Source organism: Candidatus Binatia bacterium (genome assembly GCA_029243485.1).
GTDB lineage: Bacteria > Desulfobacterota > Binatia > UBA12015 > UBA12015 > VGTG01.
Genome location: JAQWRY010000028.1, coordinates 39,419 through 55,572, shown reverse-complemented (window position 1 = coordinate 55,572; position 16,154 = coordinate 39,419). Strand labels below are relative to the sequence as shown.

The 16,154-nt window shown below is 65.5% G+C and carries 15 protein-coding genes; 6 read left to right on the top strand and 9 right to left on the bottom strand.

Annotated elements, in window-relative coordinates; genetic code table 11:
* Position 1 precedes the first annotated feature (1 nt).
* Positions 2-1,384, top strand: a complete 1,383-nt coding sequence (locus tag P8R42_09190; protein MDG2304816.1) for a hypothetical protein — start codon at positions 2-4, stop codon at positions 1,382-1,384.
* Entirely contained in the window at positions 1,381-2,313 is a 933-nt protein-coding gene (locus P8R42_09185; GenBank protein ID MDG2304815.1) for an alpha/beta hydrolase, read from the top strand. Before P8R42_09190 ends, P8R42_09185 begins: the two co-directional genes overlap by 4 nt.
* Here the strand turns inward: P8R42_09185 and P8R42_09180 are convergent.
* Entirely contained in the window at positions 2,310-4,526 is a 2,217-nt protein-coding gene (locus tag P8R42_09180) for a histidine kinase N-terminal 7TM domain-containing protein (GenBank protein MDG2304814.1), read from the bottom strand. The genes P8R42_09185 and P8R42_09180 overlap by 4 nt on opposite strands.
* Before the next feature lie 118 nt (positions 4,527-4,644).
* Here P8R42_09180 and P8R42_09175 point away from each other — a divergent pair, with 118 nt between their 5' ends.
* Positions 4,645-5,616, top strand: coding sequence for an MBL fold metallo-hydrolase (locus P8R42_09175; GenBank protein ID MDG2304813.1), 972 nt, complete (start codon positions 4,645-4,647; stop codon positions 5,614-5,616).
* 4 nt (positions 5,617-5,620) lie between these two features.
* On the opposite strand, the gene P8R42_09170 is transcribed toward P8R42_09175, so the two are convergent.
* Positions 5,621-6,427, bottom strand: coding sequence for a phytanoyl-CoA dioxygenase family protein (locus P8R42_09170; GenBank protein MDG2304812.1), 807 nt, complete (start codon positions 6,425-6,427; stop codon positions 5,621-5,623).
* 110 nt (positions 6,428-6,537) lie between these two features.
* Here P8R42_09170 and P8R42_09165 point away from each other — a divergent pair, with 110 nt between their 5' ends.
* Both P8R42_09165 and P8R42_09160 read left to right on the top strand, forming a co-directional pair.
* Positions 6,538-7,542, top strand: coding sequence for an LLM class flavin-dependent oxidoreductase (locus P8R42_09165; GenBank protein MDG2304811.1), 1,005 nt, complete (start codon positions 6,538-6,540; stop codon positions 7,540-7,542).
* Positions 7,543-7,557: 15 nt separating this feature from the next.
* The gene (locus P8R42_09160; protein MDG2304810.1) at positions 7,558-8,463 is read left to right on the top strand and encodes an aldose 1-epimerase; all 906 of its coding nucleotides are present in this window, start codon (positions 7,558-7,560) and stop codon (positions 8,461-8,463) included.
* 989 nt (positions 8,464-9,452) lie between these two features.
* Here the strand turns inward: P8R42_09160 and P8R42_09155 are convergent.
* From P8R42_09155 to P8R42_09130, 6 genes are all read right to left on the bottom strand, one after another.
* On the bottom strand, positions 9,453-10,055 hold the full coding sequence (locus tag P8R42_09155; GenBank protein MDG2304809.1) for a carboxymuconolactone decarboxylase family protein: 603 nt from the start codon (positions 10,053-10,055) through the stop codon (positions 9,453-9,455).
* Positions 10,052-10,411 carry a hypothetical protein gene (locus P8R42_09150; GenBank protein ID MDG2304808.1) on the bottom strand — a complete coding sequence of 120 codons (360 nt, stop codon included), beginning with the start codon at positions 10,409-10,411 and terminating at the stop codon, positions 10,052-10,054. The genes P8R42_09155 and P8R42_09150 overlap by 4 nt, the downstream gene beginning before the upstream one ends.
* 140 nt (positions 10,412-10,551) lie before the next feature.
* A complete protein-coding gene (locus P8R42_09145) occupies positions 10,552-11,988 on the bottom strand; it encodes a porin (GenBank protein ID MDG2304807.1) in 1,437 nt (478 codons plus the stop codon).
* Positions 11,989-12,010: 22 nt separating this feature from the next.
* Positions 12,011-13,198 carry an amidohydrolase family protein gene (locus P8R42_09140; GenBank protein MDG2304806.1) on the bottom strand — a complete coding sequence of 396 codons (1,188 nt, stop codon included), beginning with the start codon at positions 13,196-13,198 and terminating at the stop codon, positions 12,011-12,013.
* Between the two features lie 89 nt (positions 13,199-13,287).
* On the bottom strand, positions 13,288-13,698 hold the full coding sequence (locus P8R42_09135; GenBank protein ID MDG2304805.1) for a hypothetical protein: 411 nt from the start codon (positions 13,696-13,698) through the stop codon (positions 13,288-13,290).
* A gap of 54 nt (positions 13,699-13,752) precedes the next feature.
* Positions 13,753-14,112 carry a hypothetical protein gene (locus tag P8R42_09130; GenBank protein MDG2304804.1) on the bottom strand — a complete coding sequence of 120 codons (360 nt, stop codon included), beginning with the start codon at positions 14,110-14,112 and terminating at the stop codon, positions 13,753-13,755.
* 404 nt (positions 14,113-14,516) lie between these two features.
* On the opposite strand from P8R42_09130, the gene P8R42_09125 reads away from it, so the two are divergent.
* Positions 14,517-15,257, top strand: a complete 741-nt coding sequence (locus P8R42_09125) for an arginyltransferase (GenBank protein MDG2304803.1) — start codon at positions 14,517-14,519, stop codon at positions 15,255-15,257.
* Between the two features lie 30 nt (positions 15,258-15,287).
* Here P8R42_09125 and P8R42_09120 read toward each other — a convergent pair whose 3' ends face one another.
* Positions 15,288-16,139: a patatin-like phospholipase family protein gene (locus P8R42_09120; protein MDG2304802.1), complete on the bottom strand. Its 852-nt coding sequence runs from the start codon at positions 16,137-16,139 to the stop codon at positions 15,288-15,290.
* Positions 16,140-16,154: the final 15 nt, after the last annotated feature.

Below are 16,154 nucleotides of genomic sequence, written 5' to 3'. Positions count from 1 at the left end.
GATGCCTCGACGCAACCCGGCTTCCACCCTCGTCTTGGTCGCTCTGTGCACCGCGGCCCTGCTTGCCCCCGGGGACACGCGCGCCGCCTCCACCGCGAAGAAAACCCTCCCCCGCACGCACGACCCCGTAATCCTCGAAGGATCCGACCTGCCCGACCTGACCGGGCGGTCATTGGATCGGGTTCGGATGTACGCTCTGCGCAAGGGCAAAGCCGTCGCGATCCCCTTCCAGATCGACGAGCGGTACGAGACCGGCGGCTTGGTTATGGTTGCGACGGACGACGACGATTCCTCCTCGGAAGAGGAGGACCAACCCGGCATCGACGCGAACGACGAACTCGTCTTCATGGCGATGGACACCGGCGACCGTGCCGAGCGGGCGGACCTGCCGCAGGACGCCGACATCATCGTGGAGATCGAAGTCACGGCACCCGATGCCGAGTCGCACGCCTGGGCGTACGTGCTCCACTTCCCGGGAACCGTACCCGTCCCGTCGAAGATGCAGTACGTACGGTTCGACGCAGCCACGAACCAGGCACACTCCGATCTCTACACCGTCGACTATCACGACACGGGGAACTTCTTCACGTCGCTGCGCATCGCCCCGGAGGCAGGCGGCTCCGGCGCGAACCTCGTTCACCGCACCCGGATGCGCGGCGCGCCGACGTTCTCGTTCTTCTTCGGAAAGTTCTCGCTGGAGTTCACCGAGGAGGACTCGATGATGGAGCTCTCCGGTGTGAAGAACGGACCCGTGCGCGCCACGCGCCAGGTGGATCTCTCTGTAGATCTCGGAGCCCTTTTCCCGGAACTGCCCAGCGGCCGCGTCGAGACGCATCACTTCCGCAGCTCGTTCGTCACGCCGGCAAAGGTCTCGATCCCCTGGGTCGTGCTGAATCTCGCGAGCGACTTCAGCTTCGTCACGCTCACGGACTTCCGGGAAGTCGCCGACGGAACGAAGTACTTCGATGCGAATCACCCCGACGGGCTCGCGTTCGAGGGAGAACCCGAACTGGTCCTGACGAGCGACGACCACGACTGGTGGGTGACCACGGGCAGCGGCGGCAGTTTCCTGCAGGCGTTCATCACTCCGGACGCATGGCAGGAGTGGGGCGTCCGCCGCGGCACGGTGTTCGTGGATGAGGACCCCGGCACGCCAGAGCGACCGCAGACCGCCGGCAAGCATGCCGCCGGCTTCACCCTGATCGACGTGGAAGACATTCCCGAGGCCGGGGACTATACCCTCCACATGTTCACAGCCGTTCTCGAACAGCCCTACAAGCCCGGCGACGAGACTCTCCCGATGGCCATGATGCACCAGCCTCTGCAGACGACCGTCCGCTCCATCGATCGCCCCGAACCCGTCGCGAGCCGCTCCCCACAATGAGCGACTCGATCGAGACCATCCGTGTCAACACCGGCGAGATCGACTTCGAGATCGACGTCGCCGGCGATCCCAAGAGCGAACGCCTGGCCCTACTGCTCCACGGCTTCCCCGAGCTAAACTACTCGTGGCGGCACCAGATGCCGATGCTCGCCCGGCTCGGCTACCGGGTATGGGCCCCCAACCAGCGCGGCTACGGCAACACGACCCGCCCCCTCGGCACGCGCGCCTACCGAACCGAAGCGCTCGTCGACGACGTGAGCCGGTTGATCGATGCATCCGGCTGCAAGTCGGTCACCCTCTTCGGCCACGACTGGGGCGCAATCGTTGCGTGGATGTTCGCCCTCGCGCGTCCACGAACGCTCGACCGACTCGTCATCATGAACGTGCCTCATCCAACGCTGTTCCGCCGCGGCCTCAAGACCTTCGCTCAGATGAAGCGGTCCTGGTACGGCGTGTTCTTTCAAGTCCCCCGACTGCCCGAAGCCATCCTCGGTGCCGGGAACGGTCGTGCGATCACCGAGGCCTTCCGCGGAATGGCCATCGACAAGAGCCGGTTCCCCGAAGAGGTCACCGAAGTGTACCGACGCCACGCCACGCAACCCGGCGCGCTCACCGCCATGGTCAACTGGTACCGCGGGCTGCGATACATGCCGCCGGCGTGGAAGAAGATGGTCGACGACCCACCGCTCCTCGACGTTCCGACCCTCCTTGTCTGGGGTGAGGAGGACACCGCCCTCGGCAAAGAACTCACCTACGGAACCGACGCCCTCGTGAGCGACCTGACCGTGCGCTACCTCGCGAACGTGTCACACTGGGTCCAGCAGGAGGCGCCCGAAGCCGTGAACGCGATGGTCGAGGCGTGGGTCACTGGCGCGGAGGTGCCGGAATACGCCGACCTGATGCCGAGCCATCTTGGGTCAGCCTCCTAGGCTGAGGTCGTCTCATCGCCGGCGCCCAAGCCGAGAACGACCCGGACGCGCGCGAGAAGCTGAGCACGTCGCACCGGCTTGTGAAGCTGCGCGACGATGCCCGCCCGTGCGTTTTCCGCCGACGGCTCGATCGGGGAGACAAACGGGACGAGGAGAAGAACCGGCAACTTCGCGAAGGCCGGAACCGAGCGGAGCCGACGAGCGATCTCGCGGCCGCCCCCCTCCGCGAGCGATTGGTCCACGATGGCAAGCCGAACCGGGCGGCCCTCGTCCGCAGACCGACGGAGGTGCTGAATCGCACCGTCGAGGTCCACCGCGCACTCCACTTCCACACCTGCTTCGGCCAACACCCCGCGCAGATGCTGGCGCGTCGGCTCGTGGCGCTCGACGCAGAGGGCGCGAACACCGTGCGCCCACCGACGGCCTCGTGTCTGCGCGCGCCCGGCCCCGGAAATTCCGAGCGTCATCGTGAACCAGAACGTACTGCCGCGCCCGACCGCACTCTCGACATCCACCTCTCCGTCGAGGAGCTCGGTGAGGCGGCTCACGATCGCAAGGCCGAGGCCTGTTCCTCCGTAGCGACGCGTACTGGAAGGGTCGCCCTGCGAGAACGACTCGAACAACCGCTCCCGCACCGAGGAATCGATCCCGATGCCGGTGTCGCGCACCTCGCACCGCACGATCACGCGGCCATGATCGATCCCGACCAGCGCAACTCGGACGACGACCTCGCCGTCCTCGGTGAACTTCACCGCGTTCGACAACAAGTTGAGCAGAATCTGCCGAACCCTGTCCGGGTCGCCAATGACGTCTTCGGGCACGTCCGAGGCGATCACGCAGGCCAGATCGAGACCCCGTGAATGTGCCTGCTCCGCGAGCAGGTCGACCGCCTCCTCCACCGTCTGGCGCAGGGGGAACGGCCGTTCCTCCAGTTGTAGCTTTCCCGCCTCGATCTTCGAGAAATCCAGGATGTCGTTCAGAATCGTAAGCAGGCTCTCGCCAGCCACCCGAACGCGCTCCGCATACTCGCGCTGCTCTTCGGCGAGCTCGGTGTCCAGGAGGATGTCGGTCATGCCGATGATGCCGTTCATCGGCGTCCGGATCTCGTGGCTCATCGTCGCCAGGAACTCACCCTTCGCGCGGTCCGCCGCGAGTGCCTGATCCCGCGCCTCCGAGAGCGAGCGCTCGGACTCGATACGCTGGGTGATGTCTCGCAGAATCACGAGGTCGCCGCCCAGTCGGCGCCGGCGGCCCCGTAACGGAGACAGCCGCAGCTCGTACCACCGCGTGTCGTGCTCTCCACCGAGCTCCAGCTCCATCGCCGTGGCCACGCCCCGCTGCCGGGACCGACCGAGCATCCCACGCGCCGCCGGCAGCACCTCGTCGAGGTGATGCCCGATGGCATCCGCAGGATCGAGGTCGAGAACGTCGAGAGCCGCCGGATTCAAGTCGACTACGCGGCCCCGATCGTCGAGAACGAGGACAGCGTCGCGCATCTCCTCGACAACCGTCTCGCGCGCCACGGGTACGAGATCGAGAAGCTGAAAGCTGTACAGCGCCCAGGACACGACGAGCGCCGTCCCCGCGAAACCGAGTGCGGTCACGTCTACGTTGGTCCAGCCGCTCATGTAGAAAATGCTGACGAGCGCCGGGATCGCGGCTGCTGCGAGGAGCACGGTGTTCTGGCGCCGCTGAACGTGGTGTCCGTAAACGAGCGCACGCAGGACCTCGAGCATGGCGACAGCGTACAACACGTACACGTAGCCGATCGCGACCCAGTACCATGAGCCCGCGAGCACGCGCATCCGCATCTCGCCGCCGACGACCTCGAAGATTACGGCGCGCCAATGCAGCTGGTGGAAGTCGTTCGTCCATACGGCAAGCAGTGTGAGCGCAGGGATGATGCTGAGGAGCGCAATGCTGCGACGGTTGACCCATCCGTCGCGGCCGGTGAACTCCGAGACAAAGACGAGCCACGCGACCGGCGCCACGACGACGCCGAGGTAGTGCAAGCGACTCCAGAAGACTTTCATCTCGGGGTCGGACGATGCGAGCTGGAGTCCGTACGATCCGCACCAGACCGCGGTCGCGCCGAGTTGGATGACGAATGCCGTCGCCGCTCGTGCGGGCCGCCGCGCCCACACGCGAACCGCGAGAAAGGAGAGCCAGACCGCCGTGAGCAGCAGGACCCCCGTATAGAGTTGATAGGACACGTCCAATTACACCGCGCGGATGACGGGGCCGAGGCCACCATCTTAGCGAGGTTTGGAGCTAAAGCAGCCCAGGCCCGGGACGATGCCGCCCAGGGCCGTTTCGGCTATCTTCCGAGCCGTGAAACGGATCCTCTTGGGCCTACTCGCGTTCCTCGGCATCGGCATCGTGCTGCTCGGTGGGGGGCTTCTCTGGGCGCATGTCTCGCTGCGCGGCGAGCGGACCCCGCTGCCGGCCTCCGACCGAGTGCCCGCCGCCCTCGCGGCCGACTCGGACGGCCCCGTCAGGCTCTCGTGGATCAACTCCGCGAGTCAGGACATGCCGCGTTCCGGCGTGCTGGACCCGCAGCTCGACCCTACCCCGGGCGCTCCGTACCGGATGAGCCACCCCTCCTTCGTGCTCGAGTGGGCCGACGGACGCGTCCTCCTCGTCGACCTGGGGATGAGTCAGGACGAGGCGCGGAACTTCGGAGCCGGGGCCGAGCTCATCGGCGCGCGCCCCATCGAACCGCACACTCCGACGGCCGCACAGCTCGGAGCCCGCGCCGACGACGTCGAGGGAGTCCTCTTTAGCCACCTCCATCACGACCACGTCGACGGAATCACCGCGCTCTGCGAAGGACGAAGCCGTCCGCTGCGCGTGTTCGGAACCAAAGCCCAGCTCACACGCCCCAACTACCTCACCACTCGCGGACTCGACATCCTGAACGAAGCGGGTTGCGTCGAACTCGTCCCACTCGAAGAGGGCAACCCGCTCGAACCCGTTCCCGGCTTCCCCGGGGTTCGCGTGATTGCCGCTGCCGGGCACACGCCAGGAAGTCAGATCGTCGTCGCGCGGGTCGGAGACGGCGAGAGTGCCAAGTCGTACGCCTTCACCGGAGATATCGTGAACATAAGGGACGGCGTTCGACACGACCTTCCGAAGCCCTGGATCTACAGCACGCTTGTCGTACCCGAAGACACGGACCGCTTGGGGGAGGTGCGCCGCTTCCTCCGCCGCCTGCACCAGGACGAAGACGTGACCCTCCTCGTCCAACACGATGAGCTTTCCATCCAAGAAACCGGCGTGCCCCGCTGGGCGGGTGCGCCCTAGAGCGTCAGAGCTCCCAGACCATCGTGTGATCCGCGCCCTCGCCCAGAAGATCCGCCGGGCTCTTCTTGTCGATGTGCCCGATGAGTCCGTTATAGATCCCGTATCCCACCAGTTCACGCAGGCGCGGAGAGAAACCCTGCGCGATCTCCCTCGGGATTCCGAGTTGCTGGTTTTCCTGCTGCCGAATGAAGCCCGCGCAATAGTTCATCGCGATGCCCACGCGGCGCTCGTCCGTCCGGTTCGCCCCGCCGCCATGCCAAAGGCTTCCATGCCACACCAGGACGCTGCCGCGCGGCATCTCCGCCGGCACGCTGTCGTAGGGCTGTCCGAAGTCCGGTGAGGAATCTCGCAGATGTGAGCCCGGAATGACTCGAGTCGCGCCGTTGGCCTCGGTGAAGTCGGTCAGCGCCCACATCGTGTTGCAAACGGTCGCGACGTGCGGTTTGGCGAGCGGGATCAGTTGGTCATCCGCGTGAATCGGCTGCTCCGTTTCGCCCGGGTCGATGCCGATCGATGAGAGCGTCGACACGAGGCACCCATGGTCCAGAATCTTCTCCACCAGGGGAAGCATCGCGTCGTGCACCGGGACCTGTTCCCACAGCTTCCCATGCGTCAGGAGATTGTAGAGGCGCAAAGTCTTCTTGCCCTCGAATTCGTTGTTGGCTGGGCGAACCTTCAGCTCTGTCTCGAGACGCGCCAGGTCGGTGCTGAGGGCGTCCACGAGCTCGGGTTCGAGAACTCCCTCCAGGACCGTATAGCCTTGGCGCGCGATCCGATCGGCGTGTTCCTCCATGGAATGGATGGCAGGCATGCTCCCTTCTCGGTTTCCCGCGCCGCGCCGTCAAGCCCAGCGATCTCGGGCGCGTCATTGTCGTGGGGACCGCGCTCGTGCATCATGCGCAGCCGGAGGAACTCTCGGAAATGACGACCAAACTCGGAATCGTGCCGTTCTGGAAAGACTACGACCGCAAGGTAGTGCTCCGCACCAGCCAACTGGCCGAAGACCTCGGCTACCACTCCGTCTGGATCCCGGAGGCCTGGTCGTACGAGCAGTTCCAGCTCCTGACCGAGATCGCCGTTCACACGAAACGAATCCTTCTCGCGACCGGTATTGCCAATATTTTCAGCCGATCGGCCAGCCTCCTCGCAATGAGCGCCGCGACTCTCGACGAGATCTCCGACGGACGAGCCATCCTCGGACTCGGCACGAGCGGAAAGAACGTCGTCGAAAACTTCCACGGCGTTCCCTACACCAAGCCGCTCACAAGGATGCGGGAAACGATCGGCGTCCTCCGCACTCTGTGGAAGGGTGAGCGCCTCACTTCGGAGCAGAGCACACTCGCGGACCTTCGCCATTTCAAATTGGAGATGACGCCGACGCGACCCGACATCCCGATCTACGTCGCCTCGCTGCAACAAAAGGCGATCACCGAGATCGGCCGGATCGCCGACGGCTGGGTTCCGACGTTCTGGCCCTACGAGAACTTTAAGGACGGCTTGAAATGGGTTGAGGACGGCGCGCGGGAAGCGGGCCGAGATCCGAAGGACATCGAACTCGCCCCGTTCCTCGGTGTCATCCCGATCGAGGACGGCGACTTCGCTCGCTCGATGATGAAGCCGATGGTCTCGTTCTACATCGGCGGCATGGGCACCTACTACCACGACATGTTCTGCCGCTTCGGTTTCAAGGAGAACGCAGACCTCGTCCGCGATCTCTTCCACCGGGGAGATCGCAAGAAGGCGGCCGCCGCCGTCAGCGACGAGTTGATCGACGCGATCGCGATCTGTGGACCGCCCGAGTACTGCCGCGACAAACTCGCCGAATGGGGGAAGCAGGGCATGGGCCTCGGGCTCGTAAACCTCCCGCAGGGTGCACCGTACGAGATGCTCGAGAGCGCGCTGAAGGCTATCGCGCCGGCACTCTAGAGAAAGGAACGCACCTTGAGCCTGTCGACACTGCAGAACGAAGATCTCCGCTGCGAGATCGACCCCGACGCCGGCGCCAGCATCGTCACATTGGCGACTCGGCTGCAGGACCGCTGGGTGCCCGTCATGCGCCCGACGCCTCCCGACGCGCTCGAGAGCGGCAACAGTTCGGAGATGGCCTCGTTCGTCCTTGCCCCCTACTCCAACCGAATCGGCAACGCCCAGTTCACCTTCGAGGGCAAGCAATACCACTTAAAACCGAACACCGACGACGGACACACCATCCACGGCGACGTTCGCAAGCGCCCCTGGCAGATTACGGACTCCGGCCCCACCTGGGTCCGACTCCGCTTCGAGTCACGCAGCTTCCCGGACATCAACTTCCCGTTCCCGTTCAACGCGAACCTCGGCTACGAAATCGACGGGAACGGCTTCCGCGCCGAGCTCGAAGTCGAGAACGCCGGGACCGAGCGCATGCCGGCCGGGATGGGCCACCACCCCTACTTCAGTCGTACCCTGCTCGACCCGAGCGAACAGGTCGAAGTCCAGGCCTCCTTCTCCCGCGAGTACGCCGGCCTCGTCCCCACCGCCCCGGCGGGCCCGATCAACCCCCGCCACGACTTCAGCACTTCCCGCGCCCTCGCCGGCGACGTCGTCGACTGCTGCTTCGGCGGCTGGGACGGCAAGGCCGTGATCACCTGGCCCGGTTCGAAGATCCGGGCGGAGATCGACTGCGAACCGCCACTCCGCCACGTGATCCTCTTCACCCCACCGGGCAAGCCCTACTTCGCCCTCGAACCCGTCAGCAACGCAAACAACGGCTTCAACTTGCTTGCGAGCGGGGATGCGGATTCTGGGGTGCGGGTCTTGGAACCGGGGCAGACGATGGCCGCGAGCTTCCGAATTCGGGTGGTGAGGTAGCACGCACCCCTCATCTCACCCGCCGCCACCTCCCCGATACCAATCGCTCTGCACTGTTCTGGGGAATGCTCTGAGCGGCACCAGCGTGGCACCACGGTTCCAGTCGAAGTTCACACGACGAAGGAGCCCGCCATGCAGACGACACCAACTGTCAGCACCGCAATCGCAATAACCGCCGCGGCCGATTGCGAGATCGGCATACGAACCGGAGGTGCGTTGCTCGTCAAGCACGATGCAACACGGGCGAAGAGGCCCTAAGCCCAACAGCGCCCGTCGTCTGCCGACGCTCGACCGGCCGCGCTGCGGCCCGAGGCGTCGCGCGTGATGCCGGTGAAACTCCGACCGACCTTCGCGAGGTTTTGCGTAATGTCTCCCGCGAGCATCCTCGCAGCGCCCCTCGCCAAGTCCAAGGGCGATCCAAGCAAAGCAGTTCTCCTGGAGGACCTCAGGGCGTCGCCGAGCTGCGCGAGCTGCTCGGGGACGTCGACCGCGTCGGCATTGGACCACTCGTCGGCACCGAGAGCACGGTCGCAACCCCGCCCCCGGCGATGCCTCAACTGCCACACGGACCAAACGAACCCGCGACAAGGAGAACGCGGCGTGCGTCACGAGCCGGACCGCCGCAATGTGGTCCCGACGGTCCAGACCCGATGCGTCGACTGCCACGCCAGCAATCCCCCGCGGACACGGTACAACGCACCACGCGCCAAAGCCTTCGGTTCGCAACCCTGGCGCATGGCGCCGTCGTCGATCGCCTCCCAAGACCAAGGGCAGATGGGCGGCCTCAAGCTCACCAAGAACATCTGTGCCGCGATCAAGCAGCACTTCCTCAACACCGGTAAATGCTCCGATAGCCGATCCTGCGCGACCAAGGTGGCTGATCACGCCGACGACGACGCGAGGGTGAAGTGGGCGTTCCTGCCGGGCAGCCTGATGCCGGCTCACGATGGGCGAACACCGGCGGTGCGCGCCCACTTTGAGCGCGGCATTCAGTCTAGTTCGGGCAGGGTCGACAGTCCGTCTTCGATCGGGACCCCGGTCGAGTTCGCCACCATCGAGAGCATCGTGTACTGGCCGACCACGAACGGGATCTCCACCAGCTGCGCATCGCTGAAACGCGGCCGAAGCCGTGCCCAGGTCTCCGGCGAGAGATCCTGCCCACTGTGCAACTCGTCTGCAGCGCGCAGAAGGTCCGCATCCTCCGGGGCCCATCCAGGAGATGCGGGGCCCCGCGCAATCCGCTCGATCTCTTCGTCGTTCAGACCCGCAGCGCGCGCGTACAGAACGTGATGCCCCCATTCGAACGGCGAACGGCAGTTCCACGCCGCACGCAGCGCGAGCATCTCGGAATCCCGCCGCGACAGCTCTCCCTGGAGTGCCAGTGTGGCGGACCAGGCCAGGAACGGTTCGAGCAGGCTCGGATGGCGCGCGATGGTCGCGAGGATGTTCAGCGGCTTCTCGGCCGGCGGTACCCCCTCGCCTTCCAGCTTCGAGACGCGCTCCACGGTGCCGGAGAGGGTCTGCCCCGTCCTCTCACCCCACTCCGTCGGGGTCAGTGGTTCGAGCCTGCCGTGGTGCGGAAGGCGGCTCAACGGACCGACGCCGCGCCCGCGTACACCGGGCCGTCCGACGGCGCCTGAGGGAAGCCCTCCTCGATGTAGTACTGCCCGGTCAGAAGGAACATCTCGTTCTCCGTGCTCTCGCCGCCGGTGATCGCACACGCATCGCACCAGCCGTCACCCGCGCCGGGGCTCGAATCGAACGCGAGAGGCGGATCGAACAGTACACGAGTCGGGTCGTTGTAGACAAAGTTCTCGTACGGCAGCGTGCCATCGACAAGCTCCGCCCAGAAGTGACGCCCCCGCTTGTGTGTGTGCGAGACCATCTGGAAGAAGCGCGCGCCCTGCGGAGCGATGTCCGCGCTGCTGGCCGGGCGCCCGCTCGGCATCGCTTGCCCGTTCACCGCGGGGCTCCCCGAAACCGTCTTCGCGGCGAGCCCCGGGAAGCCTATCGAAAAAGAGCCCCTCACCTCCGAGACTCATGGCACATACGGTCGCGGCCGAACAATGAACGTCTCAGAACAGCCGCTCAGATGTTGATCTGGAACCGGGCCTGGAAGATGTGGATTCCACCCTCCTGCGGACCGTCGTTTGATTGGGAATACCCGTAGTCGAACATCATTCGGGCGTACCGGTTAAGGTACCAATTCAAACCGGTCATCAAGGTGAAGATCTGGCCGCCGTGAACTTCCTCATCCGACAGATCGGTCCAGGACAACCGGCCCGCGAGCTCCCAGGCGCCGGTCTGCCAATCGTCCCACGCGAGCGGATGCTTCGGCACCACCGACCCGAAGATGGCCGACGCGCGATTGTAGGGACGGGTCTCACCGGTCAGGAACCAGCTGCTCATCGCGTACACGCCATACAAGAGCGGGCTGCCTGCGCCCCCGGTATTCACCTGCGACCCTAAGAACTCACTTTGAACCGAGAGCGGCCCCCGCACCCACGCCGCCTCCAGACCAAGAAGGGTCGCATTCGAGGCCTCGATCTCGCCGGTATCGACCAGGGCGGGCGCAAGAAAGCTCTCGGGCCTGGACCGGTAGCGTACGCGCTGGTCGTTCGAGAACACCCAACTCCCACTGATCCCGAGATGAAGCAATTGCTGCGTGTCCAGGTACCGCTCGAACATCGGCAGCCCCGTGAGGCGACCGACGACACGGGTCAGGCTTTCTGAAGCGTCGCCGACTGGAACCGACTGCGTGTCTGCAAACCAGCCCACCTGCCAGGTCAGAAGGCGGTGGAACGCGTCGTTGGCAAACTGAAAGCCTGCCTTGCTGCCAGGGGAGAACGCTTCGGCCGGCGTTCCTATCTCCATGAAGGGGCGCGTGCCACTCGCGGTGAGGTGTGCCAGCGACATCGGAGCACTGAACTGCCCGAACTTGAATGTGCCGATGTACGGCAAGTCCGTGATCCAGAGGTACGCATCGTCGACGAAGAAGCTGCCGCCGTCCAGGCCCAGGTCGAGCGCAAACAGAACCGGGTAGAGAAAATCGAGCTCGCCGGTGGTGTAGAAGAAGAGGCGACGCACCCCGAGACCGCCACCGGCGTCAGTGATCCCGCTCGGTGCGAACGCGGCGGCGTCTGCTTGGAAGCGAACTCCGACCCGGCCGTCGAGAGTAGCCTTGCGCGTGAACAGCGTCAGTTCGTCCTCGACCCGGTAGTTGATCCCCCGCTTCCAGTACAGCCGGAGGTTCACACCGGGGATGTAGTCGGCTTCGATTCCCAGCGCCGCCCCTTCGAAAGGTCCTGAACTGGAGATCACGTCGGCCGGCGTGATCTCCACGTCGCGAGTAGCAGCACCGTGTGGGCCGTACGCCCCCTGGAACTCCTCGGCGTCGGCTTTCTGGGCGGCGAGATCTTCGGCCCGGCTAGCCGCGCGTTCGGCGGCCTTCTCTTCCGCACGCACGTCGCCGGTCGCCGCGATCACCACCACAGCCACCAACAAGCTCGCCCCCACCACCCTCATCCGTTCGAGAACCCCCCGGCGCCTAAAGCGAGTTCGACGGGGGCGACCAGGCTCGGTCGGGCTCGCCGACACCGTAGAGCTTCGCCGCATTGTCGAACAGCAGCTTCCGACGGATCTCGTCCGGCTGATTCGCGAGCCCGGCCTCGATCTTCTCACGCACGTTGCCGTAGAGGCAGATCGGATGCGGGTAGTCGGTCTCGAACAGGACGTTGTCGACACCGATCTGGGGGAGAAGATGCTGCGGCGCGAACTCCTCGAAGAAATAGCAACCGTACACTTGCCGGGCGAAGTACTCGCTCGGCTTCATCTCGAACTCCGGCTTCTCCGCAACCACCTGCGAGGACTCGAACGCGTAGTCGGTTGCCTCGAGGATGAACGGCAGGAAGCCGATCCCGCTCTCGACGGAGACCACGCGCAACTTCGGGAAGCGCGGAAGGATCCCCGACAGCAGCAGGTCAGAGAGCTGCTTGCCGTTCTCGAGGAAGAGGCTCACCGCGGTTCGCGCGTTCACCGCATGCAGCCCGTAGGCCTCGATTCGCTCGGGGCTGTACTCCTCCATCAGGTTACCGCTGCCGATGTGGAAGCTCACGGGCAGGCCCGTCTCTTCTGATGCGCGCCAGATCGGGTCCCAATGGCGCGATGCGAGAACCGGCTGCCCATACTTGTGCGGCTCCCCCGTGAACAAAATGCCCTTGTGACCGGCCGCGGCGCAACGCTCGATCTCGCGCACGCTCGCAGCGGGATCCCAGAACGGGATCGCACAGATCGGAATGAAACGGCGCGGATCGGGCTCCGCGAAGTCGAGCAGGAAATCGTTGTAGGCCCGCACACAGGCGTCCATGAGTTCCTGATCGCCGAGCTTCAGGAATGCCTCATTCCCGAAGCCACCGACGTTCGGGTACAGGGCCATGGCCCAGATCCCCACCGTGTCCATGTAGGCCAGACGGGCCTTCCCGTCGTACGCGGCCGGCGGCACTTCGGAGAACCCCTTCGGCGCCGAGGGGAACGGCTCGGGCCACCCCGCGACGGCGGTATGACCGATCGGAACCGGCGCCGAGCCGTCACCGATCTGCCACATCTCGAAGCCGTACTCCTCGTTGTAGACCACCCGCGGTGCGCGGTCCTGGAACTTGGCCGGCAGCCGAGCGCTCCAGGTATCCGGAGGCTCCGTAACGTGCGTATCCGCGTCGATCACCCAATCGGTCTTCATACAATCCTCCCCCTCAGCCCCTACTGGTTGAACACCCAGGGGGCGAACCGACGGGCCGGACCCACGGCCGCCGACCGCAATGGTGACGCTCAGCGGGAAGCTTCGAAGATCTCGCCGGCACGCCAGTACTTGAGCGTCAGCCAACCGAACACGATGCCGCTCACCACCGAGCCCACCAGCGACCCACGCTCGTCGAGCAGCCCCCAGACCACCATCGCGATGGCGACCTGGGCGAAGTACACCGTCCCCCAGAACCTCATCCACGGCCTCATCTTCCAGAAGCCATAGGTGAACGCCCCGTATATGGCCCAGTGGAGTGGCTCGGTCGCCTTCGCCGCCCAGCCACGGAGCACGAAGCCGAACCAGACCTCCTGATCCTGCGCGACGGGTTTCCAGAACAGGTCCCAGGGTGTGTAGGCGAACGTCATGAAGGCGCAGAACGCGAGCAGCACGTTCACCCACCACGGCCGCGAGGCCGGCCCGCTTGGCTCGGGAATCATGGTTCTCAACTGAGCGCGAATCGGGGCCGTGCGCAATCGCCCCGTCCCGCGTGCTCAGCGCGTCACGGCCAACCCAGCCTCCGAGGCTCCGCCTTCACCGAGCGCCGACACGTCTTCGCCGGCCGCCAGCTTCTTCAGTCGAACCCGATCGACCTTCCCGGCCGCATTGAGCAGCATCTCCGCGAGGACGACAATCTCTTCGGGGGCCTTGTAAGCAGCGATCCGCTCACGGGCAAAATGAATGAGTTCTTGATCGGCGGGACGCTCCTGCCCATCACGCAGCGACACGTACGCCCGGATCTTCTCACCGGGGAAGACGTCGTGGACCCCCACGACGCCGACGCACTCGATCGCCGAGTGCGCGAGCACCGCCTCTTCGACCTCCTGCGGGTAGATGTTCGATCCCTCGTGCACGATGGTCTGCTTTTTGCGACCGCGACGACCCGGGGAGCAGTACGTCCTTTCGGGTCATCGTGAAGCTCTGCGGTCAGCTTGCCGTCATCGCCCCGAGCGTGGACGACGAGCATGCATGCGGCCGACAGGCGGAGAGCGTGATCGATCTCCGTCGCCGCGACGAAGACCCATCCCCAGGTAGCCCGCCGCGAGCCGCTCGGTGGCCTCTTCCGCCTCGCGCCACGTCCACGAGGCGGTGCGGGACACGATGGCTGGCTCGTCCGGCCGATTCTGCTCCCCCTCGTAGGGCATACGTCCTCCCGAAGATCTCGGCCGACAATAGCCAGGGCGAAAACCCGAGCCCAGCAGACGGGAACGGATGGGTGACTTATCTCCGGGCCCGCAGCCGTGTACCATGGTCTACGATGAACCGTGGCCCGAGTGTCCCACGCCGGATCGGCAGCGAGCCGACTGAGTGGATCGTCCACGACGAGTTGAGCCCTTGCGTCTACCTCGACGGCGAGGTCGCTCGCCTTCCGCTCCGGCTGCCGGTGCGACCCCTTCGACGGGACGAACTGGCGGCCCGCCTGCATGACGGCGATCGGCGCCAGGGGCTCCTCCTGTACCGACCGCACTGCCCCACCTGCTCGGCGTGCGAGGCTATTCGACTCGACGTGACGTCATTCCGGCCGAGTCGTTCCCAGCGGCGTGCCTTCCGGACCGGCGAATCCGTGCTCGACGTTTCGCTCGGACCACCGACGGCCACCGACGAGAAGGTCGACCTCTACAACCTCCACAAGCTCGAACGCGGCCTCGCCGTCGGAGACGACCTCCTCGATCTGGGCAGCTACCGCGAGTTCCTGGTCGAGAGCTGTACGGAGACGGTCGAGATCGAGTACCGCCTCGACGGCAAGCTCGTCGCGGTCGCCCTCACCGACCGCGCGACCGACGGGCTGTCCGCCGTCTACGCATTCTTCGACCCAACCTACTCTTCACTAAGTCTCGGGACATACTCGATCCTGAAGCAGCTCGCGCTCTGCCGAGAATGGGGCCTGCAGTATCTGTACCTCGGCCTCTACGTGGCCGGTTCACCGCCGATGGCGTACAAGACGCGCTACCGGCCGCACGAGCGCCGCATCGACGGAGTCTGGGAAGCGTTCGACTGACGCCGGGCGAAACTTCTCACGCCGGGCGTTCTAGCCCGCCGCCCGAGACGACAGGAAGCTCTCGCCGTCGCGGCGCCCGAGGTCGAGCGCCGCGAGCACCAGATCCGGACTGGCGTAGTCCCACTTCTCGACCGGAATCGATTCGGAAGGCTGCACGTAGGTGCGGCCCGCGACGGCGGGGATCACATCGTCCGGGTATCGACGGGTCAGTAGCACGAGAACATTCTCCGCCTCGTCGGTGAGCGCGCTCACCGGGACGTTGTCGACCAGGCCGCCGTCGAGCACCGGGACCTCGTCGCGAAGGTAGACCGGCGTGAACGGAGGTGTGCACGATGATTGCAGAATCACCTCGGCCAGCGCCGCCGGCGTCTCACACGTCGCAAGCGAAACGACCTCAGAGGAAAATCCGAGGCGGCGCGCAAGTTCGGGATGCACGCTGGGCGAGAGCAGCTTCTCGGCTTCGTAGGCGAGGAAGCCGACCGCCACGCCCCCAAGGGAACCGAGCCACTCCGGCGGGCGCGAGAGTAGAACGCGAACATCGGGCCCCTGCCGAAGCCGGTCCAACGCGGCCTGATCGCAAGCGTGCAGGATCGTCTCGCGGTAGATCTCCTCGTGGGGGAACACCGGCGCATCACCCCATAAGTTCTCGGGGTAGATGTTGCGCTCGTTCCGACCCGCGCGGTCCGTGAAGTACTCGAGCCCCTGCTCCACCGTGCCCGAGAACAACATGCACGCCATCGCCGAACCCGCACTCACTGCCGCGACCTGCTTCGGTCGGAGGTTCAACTCGGGCGCGACGGTCTCGTAGAACCCGACCTGCCAGAAACACCGGCAGCCACCGCCGGCGAGGACCATTGCATCATACGTGGACGGCTCGGACACACGTGCGGTTTACCA